Source organism: Planococcus sp. CAU13 (assembly GCF_000775575.1).
Lineage (GTDB): Bacteria > Bacillota > Bacilli > Bacillales_A > Planococcaceae > Planococcus.
Window position 1 is genome coordinate 1 of the sequence record NZ_JRGN01000204.1, and the last position, 11,557, is coordinate 11,557.

At 47.3% G+C, this 11,557-nt stretch carries 10 protein-coding genes; 3 read left to right on the forward strand and 7 right to left on the reverse strand.

What is annotated here, in order from left to right; translation table 11 throughout:
* Positions 1 to 57 precede the first annotated feature (57 nt).
* The 3 genes from KW93_RS09100 to KW93_RS09110 form a co-directional block, all read right to left on the reverse strand.
* A complete protein-coding gene (locus KW93_RS09100) occupies positions 58 to 657 on the reverse strand; it encodes a response regulator transcription factor (RefSeq protein ID WP_033542692.1) in 600 nt (199 codons plus the stop codon).
* A complete protein-coding gene (locus tag KW93_RS09105) occupies positions 654 to 1,790 on the reverse strand; it encodes a sensor histidine kinase (protein WP_033542693.1) in 1,137 nt (378 codons plus the stop codon). The genes KW93_RS09100 and KW93_RS09105 overlap by 4 nt, the downstream gene beginning before the upstream one ends.
* 88 nt (positions 1,791 to 1,878) lie before the next feature.
* A complete protein-coding gene (locus tag KW93_RS09110) occupies positions 1,879 to 2,901 on the reverse strand; it encodes a fatty acid desaturase (protein WP_033542694.1) in 1,023 nt (340 codons plus the stop codon).
* Positions 2,902 to 3,108: 207 nt separating this feature from the next.
* Here KW93_RS09110 and KW93_RS09115 point away from each other — a divergent pair, with 207 nt between their 5' ends.
* A complete protein-coding gene (locus KW93_RS09115; RefSeq protein ID WP_033542695.1) occupies positions 3,109 to 3,339 on the forward strand; it encodes a hypothetical protein in 231 nt (76 codons plus the stop codon).
* Positions 3,340 to 3,401: 62 nt separating this feature from the next.
* On the opposite strand, the gene cydC is transcribed toward KW93_RS09115, so the two are convergent.
* The 4 genes from cydC to KW93_RS09135 all read right to left on the reverse strand — a co-directional run bounded on the left by cydC (position 3,402) and on the right by KW93_RS09135 (position 9,900).
* Positions 3,402 to 5,108: a thiol reductant ABC exporter subunit CydC gene (cydC, locus tag KW93_RS09120; protein WP_033542696.1), complete on the reverse strand. Its 1,707-nt coding sequence runs from the start codon at positions 5,106 to 5,108 to the stop codon at positions 3,402 to 3,404.
* Complete coding sequence (gene cydD, locus KW93_RS09125; RefSeq protein WP_033542697.1) at positions 5,105 to 6,832, reverse strand: thiol reductant ABC exporter subunit CydD; 1,728 nt, start codon at positions 6,830 to 6,832, stop codon at positions 5,105 to 5,107. Before cydD ends, cydC begins: the two co-directional genes overlap by 4 nt.
* 474 nt (positions 6,833 to 7,306) lie before the next feature.
* Positions 7,307 to 8,032, reverse strand: coding sequence for a hypothetical protein (locus KW93_RS09130; RefSeq protein ID WP_033542698.1), 726 nt, complete (start codon positions 8,030 to 8,032; stop codon positions 7,307 to 7,309).
* A 224-nt stretch (positions 8,033 to 8,256) separates the two neighbouring features.
* Positions 8,257 to 9,900, reverse strand: coding sequence for an AMP-binding protein (locus KW93_RS09135; RefSeq protein WP_200883332.1), 1,644 nt, complete (start codon positions 9,898 to 9,900; stop codon positions 8,257 to 8,259).
* 163 nt (positions 9,901 to 10,063) lie between these two features.
* On the opposite strand from KW93_RS09135, the gene KW93_RS09140 reads away from it, so the two are divergent.
* Positions 10,064 to 11,221 (forward strand): class I SAM-dependent methyltransferase, encoded by a 1,158-nt coding sequence (locus KW93_RS09140; protein ID WP_033542699.1) that lies wholly within the window; start codon positions 10,064 to 10,066, stop codon positions 11,219 to 11,221.
* Positions 11,218 to 11,472, forward strand: coding sequence for a hypothetical protein (locus KW93_RS09145; protein WP_033542700.1), 255 nt, complete (start codon positions 11,218 to 11,220; stop codon positions 11,470 to 11,472). The genes KW93_RS09140 and KW93_RS09145 overlap by 4 nt, the downstream gene beginning before the upstream one ends.
* Positions 11,473 to 11,557 lie beyond the last annotated feature (85 nt).

Sequence of the window (11,557 nt, forward strand, 5' to 3'; positions counted from 1 at the left end):
AAAAAGAGCTCTTTTTCTTCGCCGGCTTTTCTGTTTCTGTTTATAGTTCAGAATCTTTTACTTGAACCAGCCTTTTTCCTTGAAACGTGAAATGGCTTCGATGCGATTGCCGACTTCCAGTTTATCAAGGATGGTGGAGATATAATTGCGCACTGTCCCGGATGTGATGAATAACTCGTTCGCGATTTCTTTTGTGCTGCGGCCCTGCGCAATCAGTTCCATTACTTCTTTCTCCCTTTCGGTCAGCGGATTATCGGCTTCAAAGGCGAGGTCCACCAGTTCAGGCGCGTAGATACGGCGGCCGGCCATGATGCTGCGGATGGACGTCGCGAGATCCTCGCTTGGACTGTCTTTCAGGAGATAGCCGCTGACGCCGGCAGCGCGTGCACGCTCAAAATAGCCGGACCGGGCAAAAGTCGTCAGGATGATCACTTTGCACGGATGATCTTTCAATTGCTCAGCGGCATCCAGGCCGCTCTTCAGCGGCATTTCAATGTCCATAATACAGATGTCGGGATTCAGTCTCTCCACCAGTTCGATTGCCTCCTGGCCGTTCGGGGCCATTCCGACCACTTCCATATCTTCCTCCAGATCAAGCAAAGAGCCGAGTGCTCCCAGCATCATCCGCTGATCTTCAGCGAGTACGATTCGAATCATGCCATCTCCCCCTTGGAATTATAAAGTATCACGTTGGGCACCCGGATATTCAGGGTCATTCCGTCCGTTCCTTTAATGTCAGCGGAACCGTTGATGAATTCAAGGCGCTCCCGCATACCCGCCAAACCATTGCCATGCATGAAAGCGCCTGTTTCGGGCAATCCGACGCCGTCATCCTGAACCTGCACCAATACTTCCTGCGGCGTCTGTTTGATCAGGATGGTGCACCTTGTCGCCTGGCTGTGCTTGACGACGTTATTGACCGCTTCTTTCAGGCACATGCTCAGCACATTTTCCACGAGCAGAGGCGTATTTTTGAGTTTCGGGCTGCCGTACAGGACAAAATCGATTTCTCCCGCTTTCAAAATCTGCTGAACCCGCAGCAACTCATCCTCAAGTTTTGTGCCGCGCATATCCGACACCAGTTCGCGTACTTCTTTCAAAGCCGTTCGGGCCGTTTGCCTGACGTCATTGATTTCATTCAGCGCAGCTTCCGGATCGCGGTACAGGAGTTTGCTGGCGAGATCACTTTTCAGGCCGATCAGCGACAGCTTCTGGCCGAGCGTATCATGAAGATCCCGTGCAATCCGCTCTCTTTCTTCTATTATAACCAATTGCGAAATGCGCTTGTTGGCATCTTCAAGCTGGTCTTCCAGTTTTTCGCGTTTATTGCGGTTATAGGTGTTGAAGGGCAAAAGAATGACTCCAAGAACGGTCAGCACAATGAACGGCAGCTGGGAGAGGAACAGACTGCTGTGAAAAATGATGCCGAGTGCCACTGTTACGATCGTCGTTCCGATGTGGATGCCGTAAACTATATAAAAGCCGACTTTATTGCGTAAATTGCCAATGAAGAACGCCAAAAAAATCGCCAGATAAACATAGCCGAAAAGATAGGTTAAAATGATGTTGATGGCCATTTCGATGCTTACCCATACATAAACAAAGCCTGTCCGGGAATTGACGGACAGACGGTACGCCAGAAAGAACAGCCCCAAAAGGGCGATGCCGATCCCGATTTCTACCGGAGATGACGACCGGAAAATGAAGAAGAAAGGCAAAATGCAGAAAATGAGCCACGCATACAGGCTGAGCCACGGGTTTTTCGGGAATAATTGATACCAGCTTTGCATAAGCTCCTCCTCATAACGCTATTATTACTCATCATACCAAACTCCTGATAAAAGAAAAAACCATTCCGCCGGGGAATGGTTTTTCAAATCAGTCTTGCGCAGTCTTCTTTGAATCCTGCAGCAAATGTTTGATGTCGCCGAATGTGACGAAGGTTTTATTTTTTGCATCATACACTTTATAACGCAATGATTTAAGGCTCGAAACAAGGTTGATCGTTGTTGCCTGCTGAAGTGGAGGCGTCGATTCGTGTGCTTTTTCCAGATTATAGTTCGGAACACGCGGGCTCAAGTGGTGCACATGGTGGAAACCGATGTTCCCTGTTACCCATTGCAGAACTTTCGGAAGCTGGTAATACGAGCTTCCTTCAACAGCCGCTTTTACATAATCCCATTCGCTTTCATCTTCAAAATACGAATCTTCAAATGTGTGCTGTACATAGAACAGCCAGATGCCGAGTGCACCGGCGATGAACATTGTCGTGCCCTGAACAATCAGGAAGGCCTGCCAGCCGATTGCCCAAATAAGAAGAGAGTAAATCACGACAAGAGAGATGTTGATCAGATACGTATTGTTGCGCTCTTTTTGACGTGCGTCTTTACGGTTGAAACGGCTTGAAATCAGTACAAGGAATAATGGCCCAAGTCCGAACATGACCAGTGGATTGCGGTACATACGGTATTTGAAACGTTCCCATTTTGATGCTTCCACATATTCCTCGATCGTCATGACCCAGATATCGCCGACTCCGCGTTTATCAAGGTTTCCGCTTGAAGCGTGATGGATCGAATGCTCGCGTTTCCATTTTTCATAAGCGAATAACGTCATGATACCGGTAATCGTTCCGACAACCGCGTTCGCTTTTTTGTCTTTAAAGAACGAACCGTGTGTGCAGTCATGGAAAATGATGAAAGTACGGATGACAAATGCCGCTGCCACTGCCGACAATGCGATTGTCAGCCAAATCGACACGTCGAGTGCCTGGTAGGCTAAAAACCATGCCAGAATAAATGGCGGAATGGTGTTCACCAATTGCCGTACGCTTGCTTTTACATCTGCCTGTTCAAAAGGTTTCACGAATTTGCGGAGTTGCGCTGTTTTTTCTTTACTCATGATCTTCCTCCTCATTCGGACGGACTGCATCCGGATAACTTATTAACCTAATAATAATCAAAAAGGGAATCATGAATAAGTCATAAACGCACGGTTTAATACATGACACTTGTCATGTATTTGCCGGCTGGATGAAATCCTTTTCTCTCACAGGCTCGTTAGTGTATAATAAATCCAACATATGTCCCATAAAATGAGGTGGATTCCATGATTTATCTGGTTGCAGTTATTATGATTTTCTCCATACCGTTGGCGGCCATCATCACATCCCATCTGGAAACACAAACCAAGCTGAAGCACAAGATGATTGAAAGCGAAGTCGAGCTTGAGAGGCTGAAGCATGAAAATTACGTGATTGAAACGCAGAAATTGCGGCTTGAACTGGAACAGATGAAATTGGAAGACGCGAAAAGGGAACAGGACTTTCTTTCCAAATGAAAAAAGATACGAAAGCCGCCGGGAAACTCCCGGCGGCTTTCACATTTATTTATGCTGCTGCTTTACGCCAAAACCTGCTGTTCGATTTCCTTCAGCTCGTAGAAATAGCTTTGCTGAGCCATCAATTCATCATACGAACCGCTTTCAATCAACCGGCCATTTTCAAGCACAAGAATCTGGTCCATCTTTTCAAGTCCTGTGAGATCATGGCTGACGATGATGAACGTGTCCTCCGGATGGTCACGGAACAGCCGTTCATAGATGAGATGGCCGGTTGCAGAATCGACTGATGAAACCGGTTCATCCAGCATCCACAATTCCCCTTTTTTCAACATGGCTCTTGCGATGGCCAGCCGCTGCCTTTCGCCTCCGGAAAGGTTCTGCCCTTTTTCTTCAACTTGCATATCGAGTGAGAAACCACCAAGCTCCACTTTTTCTAAAGCCTCAGTCATTTGGGCATCAGTGGCCTCAGAGTCGGCGATCTGCAGATTGCTCCGGATAGTTCCATAGAAAAAGTGATTGTCCTGCAGCACTGCTTTTATCCTGTGCCATATACTCTCCTGTGAAAACTCTTCGGAATCTTTTCCGTTGAGAAGGATCTGACCGCCTGAAGCCGGAAGGACATCCATCAATACAGAGAGCAGCGTCGATTTTCCGGATCCGCTGGGTCCGACAATTGCCGTCCTGCTCCCTGCCGGAAGATCGAATGAGACATCTTTCAATGCCGGACGTTGTTCTCCCGGGAATGCGTAACTCAGACTTCTCGCCGAAACAGACAGCGGCCCAGCCGGGAGCTCTTCAGTTTTCTTCAGGCGGGGTTCTTCGCCCACCACTTCCTCCAGCCGGACAGCCGCTTTTCGGCTTTCTTCAAAATGTCCAGGAAATGCGGCCATCGGTGAGATGTTTTCAAAAACACCAAAAGAAATCATCACAAGCATCGCCAGGTATAATCCTTCCAATTCACCGGCAGCTGTGAAATAAGCACCGGTTGCAAGAATCCCCAATGACACCAGAAAGGCAATCAGTCCATTGACGGATTGGCTGTAGACTTCTTCTTTCCCTTCCTTGATCTGTTCTTCATTGTACGTATCAACCAGCGCGGTCAATTGCTGTTCTTTGTCCGTCAGCTTGCGGTGAATTTTCAAATCACGGAAGCCGTACAGAAATTCAGCCGCTTCCGCTGATAATGCCCCTCTGCTTTCTCTCGTCCGCCAGTCATTGCGCCGTTTCCGCCAGGCAAAATATGCCGGCACAGCCACTGTCGTCAACAGATAGCCGATCGCCAAAAGAATCGCTGTGTAAACGGAGAAATAAAGAGTGAAAAGGATCGTGCCGCTGAACACAAGCAGCAGCACTACCGGCGGATAGAAGACGCGAAGCAGGAAATTCTGCAGACTCTCAACATCCCCGATGATCCGTGCCAGTAAATCCCCGCTTCTGTATTTGCTGTAGAGCTCCGGCGCAACGGGTGCCAGCCGCTCGAAAAATGACACCCTTAAGTTGCCGAGCATCGTAAAGGTTGCTCTGTGAGAAAACAGCCTCTCCGAATAACGGCTCACTGCTGAAGCGAGTCCGAACAGCTTCAAACATGCGCCAATAACGATCAATACCGTGATCTGGCCGGTCAATGCCGCTTTGGAAATCAGATATCCGCTTGAAGCGAGTAACGCCACGCTCGCCAGACCGGCAAGCACACCGAAAATGATGGCCAGCGAAACGTCCCTTTTTTCACGCAAAGTCAATTTCAACACTTGTGTTAATTCATTCAACGCAGTGCACCTCCCTGCTGAAGCGGCAACAGATTCCGGTATGGTTCAAATTCGGAAGCAAGTTCTTCATGAGTGCCAGCTGCAGCGACTTTTCCATTCTCAAGATAAACAATCCGATCAGAGTGGCGAATTGTATGCAATCGGTGGGCAACGGTGATAATTGTTGCGTTTCGTGACAGTTCAGCAATGGATTGCTGCAGGATGCGCTCAGTATGCAGATCCAGTCCTGTCGTCGGCTCATCGAAAAGAATGATCGTCGGTTTCTTCAAGAACGCGCGGGCCAGGGCGATACGCTGCTTTTCCCCTCCGGATAAGCCCCTTCCCCCTTCACCCACAAGCGTGTTGTAGCCATCGGGCAACGAATCGATCAATTCTGACAGCCCCGCTTTTTCCGCGGCCTCCTCAATTTCATGTTGCACCGGCTCCCCACTGACGCCGATTGCAATGTTCTCTCTGATGGTTCCCGCAAAGAGATAAGGGGACTGGGAAATATAACTCAGCTGATGGAACCAGGAGCTTTCATCGATATCTTCACGATTTTTTCCTTCTATTAGAACAGCGCCATCCCTGACCGGCAATAATCCGGCGATAATATGCAGCAATGTCGTCTTTCCTGAACCGCTTCTGCCGATGATGGCAATTTTGCTGGCAGGTTCAATATCCAGCGACACATTACGCAATTCGAAATCGCGGTTATAGGTGAAGTTGATATTTTCAAGACGAATATGCGGAATCTGTTCTTTTCTCAGTTCAACTTCTCCCCACACTACCGGTTTTCTGTCTTTCGAAAACTCTTCGTCCAGCAATTGAGCAGCAGACAGACTGCCGCGGGCGCTGTGGAACGCGCTGCCAAAATCTTTCAGCATCATAAAGAAATCAGGAACAAGAATCATGATGAAGAAAGCACTGAAAAAGCTGAGGTTATCAAAAACGACGAGACGAAGGCCAACTTCAAGGGCAATGAGCCCGATGCTCAGCATCGAGATATATTCAAGGGTCAATGACGATAGAAAGGCTGATTTCAGGACATCCATAGTGGATTCACGGAAATTCTTACTGCTTTTTTCAATTTTCTCTTTTTGCTTTTCCCCTTGTCCGAACAGGCGCAGCGTTGTCAGTCCCTGAAGAATATCCAGGAATGTTCCCGAAAACCTGTTCAGCTGGTCCATCTTCTCATCCGCTTTTTCTTTTGTCCGTTTGCCCACAATTGCCATGAACACAGGGATAAATGGTGCCGTGACCAGAATGATCAGCCCCGTCGTCCAGTTTTGGGAAACGATTGCCGCGAGCAGCATCAGCGGAATGATATAGCTTTGCATCAATTGAGGAATATATTTACTGAAAAAGCCATCCGTTTCATCGACTGCGTCCAGCAGCAAGCTGACTTTTTGTCCGGAATGGCTTTCGGCGGTCGACAATAAAGGATCTCCCTTATACGAATTGATCAATTTCAGGCGCAGCTGCTTTTTCACAGACGCCGCCATATCGACACCCGTCCGGCCGATTCCATAACTGGATGCCGAACGGATGACAAGGGCCGCTAAAAGAGCAAACAAATAAGGGACCACATCTTCAAAACTTTTATCTTTAATGAAGACTCCATCTACCACAAGAACGAAAAATAGAGCCTGGCCAATCATCGCCGCCCCTTTCAGCAAAGACAGCACGATCAGTAGACTTATTCCAGTTTTCCGTTCAAAAGCCAGCAGTTTCAAGTCTTTCATGGCGCTCTTCCTCTCCATTCATATACTCCTATTATAAAGCATAGCAGTGCAGAATCCGTTGCAAGCGCCTGCCCAAAAGAGCATATTCGCTGATATTGTTACAGCCTTGTTAACAAATTTCCCTCGATTTATTTCCCGGGAAATAACAGTTTTTCAGGCACGAAAAAACCCGCATCTTTTGATTTGCGGGTCAATAATCATCTCTTTCTCCATTCGTCCGATTCGTTTTCCGACTTATTGATGACGTATTGCAATAGTGAAATATCCTCTCCAATTTGCAGTCGCATTGAGGGGTCTGTGCATTTTCGATATTCATGGCGCAGTTTATCTAGTTCGTATACGAAAACGACTCGTTCCTCTTCTTTAACCAATTTGGCCACCTCATAGGTTAGTAGTTTGAAAGACTTGAACTATAGTACCTATTATATGGATAAATTATAACTTTTATAGTTAAAAAATGCTAGCTTTTTGATTTTATATTAAAAGCAATAAAACAGAATAAGAAACCATGCCAATGACGAATGGCAGGAAACTGCTTTCCCGTTCTTCCGGAAGCTCTTCTTTCATCACATTCAATATGACCCCTCCAGCCAATAGCGCTACCAGAATCGAAACGACGACCCCTGAAACTTCGGTGGAAATACCGGCAATCCATCCACAAGCTATTGCCGCTGTCAAAAGCCATCTGCCGTATTTGTCGTAATCCTTTTTGTGGGAGCTTCGCAAAGACTTGTCATTGGTGATGAAATGAAGGCCCATCGCAAAAAAATAAAAGAATGCTCCCCAGCTGCTAATATCATGCTGGTGAACCAATAAGTATCCGATCAGAAAATTATATAAAGCAAAAGAGCCGATGTGAACCAAAAAAACCCCTTTTCCTGCTTTCTCCTTATTTTCAGTTCTTCTTTTTGATTGCTTTACCATTACTTCCAGCCCGTAAAAAATGGCCAACCCTAACATAGCGACTATATAAATATGGCTTTCAATGAAAGCCCAGCCCCCATTGTCCAATTCCCCTTCAAGTTCCCGCTGGAAATGGCCAAGTTCAGGCAAAAGGAACAAAAATACATACGCTACAGAAATACCGCCTGCAACAGAAAGAAAACGGCTGCGGGGAACGGCGTCCAGGAACTTCATGTTTTTTGAGAATAAATGAATGAGTATAAATCCGATAATATAGATCAGCGTTGTCATAACCATTTCAATCGCTCCATCCAACTCCCGAAAGTGCATACATGGCTTTCAGCGGTGCCCGTGTCTCAAATACCTGCTATTCTAACACTTTCCCCTTTCCACCACGCAATTAAACAAATATCTACTGTTCCTGGTAATCTGCTGTTCCCGGTATAAGGGAAAAGGCACTGCAATGGATTGCAGTGCCTTTTCTATAGAACAGGTTTTATTCAAATAAATATGGTGTCTGCTTATCCCTGGCTGCTCCCCGCCCGTTCAGCGGACAGCTCCCGGAGCTTGAATTTCTGGATTTTGCCTGAAGCCGTCATCGGGTATTCTTTTGTGAATTCGAAATAACGCGGAATTTTATGGCGTGAAATTTTGCCTGTGCAATACTCACGCAACTCTTCAGCATCCAATTGTGCCCCTTCTTTCAGGATGACCCAGGCCATCAATTCTTCTCCGTATTTCGGATCCGGCACACCGACCACCTGAACATCCTGGACAGCGGGATGACTGTACAGGAATTCTTCGATTTCCCGGGGATAGATATTTTCGCCTCCGCGGATCACCATGTCTTTGATGCGGCCGGTGATGGCGATATAGCCATCTTCGTCTTCCACGGCAATATCCCCGGTATGGAGCCAGCCGTCCGGATCGATTGCGTTTCGGGTCGCCTCTTCATTCTGATAATAGCCTTTCATGATATGGTAGCCGCGTGTGCACAGTTCTCCCGGCACTCCAGCCGGCACCGTTTCGCCGGTGGCCGGATCGATGATTTTCACTTCCACTTCCGAATGGGGTTTACCGACCGTCGATACGCGTTTTTCGATATTGTCATCTGCCCGCGTCTGGGTGATGACCGGTGAAGATTCCGTTTGCCCGTAAGCGATTGTGATTTCCGATGCACCCATGTCACTGATCACTTTTTTCATCACTTCAATCGGACACGGCGAACCGGCCATGATGCCCGTGCGGAGCGTTGATGTATCGAAGGATGCAAAATCAGGATGGTTCAATTCTGCAATGAACATTGTCGGGACACCGTGAAGTCCTGTGCACTTTTCGTCCTGCACCATCTGCAGCACACTTTTCGGTTCGAATTGTTCAGCGATGACCATCGTCGTTGAATGCGTAACCGCCGCCATCGTCCCAAGAACACAGCCGAAACAATGGAAAAAAGGCACCGGAATACACAAGCGGTCCCGCTCCGTCAGGTTCATCGTATCGCCAACAAGCTTTCCGTTATTGACGACGTTGAGATGCGTCAGCATGACGCCTTTCGGAAAGCCGGTCGTGCCGGACGTGTATTGAATATTGATGACATCATCCGGATCCATTGAATTGAAGCGTTCTTCCAGTTGCTCATGTGACACCCGATCTGCAAAGGACTCAAATTCGCTCCATGTGTAGATGCCGGGGTAACTGTTTTCACCCATGACGATCACACGTTTAAAATGCGGCAATTTACCGCATTGGATGTTGCCCTTGTCAGAGACCTTCAACTCCGGGCATACCGCATTAATAATATCGATATAATTGTTTCCTTTGAATTCTTCCCCTAATACTAAAGTTGTTGCATCCGATTGCTTCAATAGATATTCAAGTTCGCTCGACTGGTAGCTCGTATTCACCGTCACCAGCACGCCGCCCATTTTCCCTGTGGCAAACTGGCTAAGCAGCCATTCGCGTTTATTGTCCGACCAAATGGCAATATGTTCACCTTTTTCTATGCCGATGCCAATAAAAGCTTTGGCCAGCCTGTCTGTTTCCTGGTCAAATTCCTTATACGTTTTACGGATGCCATGTTCCGGATAGACATAAGCTTCGGTTTCCGGGTGAAGAGCCGCCCGTTCACGCACCACTTGCCCCACTGTCTGCTGTAAAATCGCCATTAAAATCCCCCCATGCTGTAAGCGTTTTCTATTCCTTTATTATGTTATCATAAAATTCCGATAAATTTAATTTTCAAATAGATTTTCCGTAAAACAGCTGCCTCCCTCATTTTGCCGAATCCGTGATAAACTTGTCTTATTATGGATCAGGAAAGGAAATATAATGGAATTACAAGAAATGCACCAGCAATTAATGGAACGATTCACGGATAATCAACTGGTATCAGCGACCATCAGCCAGCCCCGCCAGAAATCCGCCAACCTGAAACGTGTCAAATTAAAACCGGTTGAAATCAAAAGCAGTTATTATATACAATTTGAATACCAGCACGAGCATGTGCTGAAGCATAAGAACCTGACAGTGGAGGAAGCGGCCGGAGAATTGGAGAATTTATTCGCGGAGTTTCGCCAGGGCCTGTTTCAGTTCAATGAAGAAAAAGTGCAGATCCAGCTGTCAAAGAAATTTAAAGTGAGCTGGAAAACGGAGCAAACAGAAAAGAAACAGGCGCAGCTTTCCCATAACCGCAAAAAGCAATATCTGCTGGAAGACGGCATTCCCTATCCGTTTCTTGTGCGCCTGGGCGTGCAGAATTCAGATGGCAGCGTAAAAAAACAGAAATACGATAAATTCCGTCAGATCAACCGCTTTATCGAATTTATTGATGATTCGCTGGTTCATCTGCCGAAAGACCGGACCGTCCGCATCCTCGATTTCGGTTCGGGTAAATCGTATCTGACTTTCGCGCTTTACCATTACCTGCGCATTGAAAAAGGACTCGATCTCCGGGTGACCGGACTTGATCTGAAAAGAGAAGTGATCGAGGAATGCCGCGGAATCGCAGAGGATCTGGGCTATGATCAATTGGAGTTTCTTGTCGGGGACATCAATGAATACAACGCGGAATCTGCAGTCGATATGGTCGTGACGCTGCACGCCTGCGATACTGCGACGGATATGGCATTGGCGCGGGCCGTCAAATGGAATGCGAAAGTTGTTCTCAGCGTGCCGTGCTGCCAAAGTGAATTGAACCACCAGATCAATTCACCGGAACTCGGCATCATGCTGCAGCATGGATTGATCAAAGAACGATTCAGCGCCCTCGCGACCGATTCCATCCGCGCTGAACTGTTGTCGCTGGTCGGTTATGAAACACAATTGATGGAATTCATCGACATGGAACATACGCCGAAGAACATTTTGATCCGCGCCTATAAAACCGGGAGGAAACCGGAAGCCGGCCAGTTGGAGCGCTATCGCCAGTTCACGGGTTTATTGGCCGCCAAACCATTTCTTGAAAACGAATTGAAGGAGCTATTATGAAAAGAATCCACATTGTCAACGGCATCATTCTGGCATTTTCAGTCATACTGGTTCGCTATATCGATGTCCATGTCTACGATATGCACATCATCGTCAATCTGCTCGTCCTGGTCGGCCTGATTGTCGGTGGGATGAAAATTGCCGAGCGCTTTCCGGCACTCGACTACGACGTCAGCAAAAAGGTCGGCATGGTCATCAATACGATTGTCGTGCTGACGATTTTTCTCGCTTTCTTTGTTTTGGAACTGTGAAAAGCGACAACGAGAGAGGGACGAAGCAGCGAAGCGATGCAGGAGCAGCCTTCATACCCGAAGAGCTGGGCCGTTGGAGTCTGGA

What these genes read in the sequence shown, in the direction of transcription:
- KW93_RS09100 (WP_033542692.1), bottom strand. Translation starts at nt 657, where the DNA reads ATGATTCGAATCGTACTCGCTGAAGATCAGCGGATGATGCTGGGAGCA.
- KW93_RS09105 (WP_033542693.1), bottom strand. Translation starts at nt 1,790, where the DNA reads ATGCAAAGCTGGTATCAATTATTCCCGAAAAACCCGTGGCTCAGCCTG.
- KW93_RS09110 (WP_033542694.1), bottom strand. Translation starts at nt 2,901, where the DNA reads ATGAGTAAAGAAAAAACAGCGCAACTCCGCAAATTCGTGAAACCTTTT.
- KW93_RS09115 (WP_033542695.1), top strand. Translation starts at nt 3,109, where the DNA reads ATGATTTATCTGGTTGCAGTTATTATGATTTTCTCCATACCGTTGGCG.
- cydD (WP_033542697.1), bottom strand. Translation starts at nt 6,832, where the DNA reads ATGAAAGACTTGAAACTGCTGGCTTTTGAACGGAAAACTGGAATAAGT.
- KW93_RS09130 (WP_033542698.1), bottom strand. Translation starts at nt 8,032, where the DNA reads ATGGTTATGACAACGCTGATCTATATTATCGGATTTATACTCATTCAT.
- KW93_RS09135 (WP_200883332.1), bottom strand. Translation starts at nt 9,900, where the DNA reads ATGGCGATTTTACAGCAGACAGTGGGGCAAGTGGTGCGTGAACGGGCG.
- KW93_RS09140 (WP_033542699.1), top strand. Translation starts at nt 10,064, where the DNA reads ATGGAATTACAAGAAATGCACCAGCAATTAATGGAACGATTCACGGAT.
- KW93_RS09145 (WP_033542700.1), top strand. Translation starts at nt 11,218, where the DNA reads ATGAAAAGAATCCACATTGTCAACGGCATCATTCTGGCATTTTCAGTC.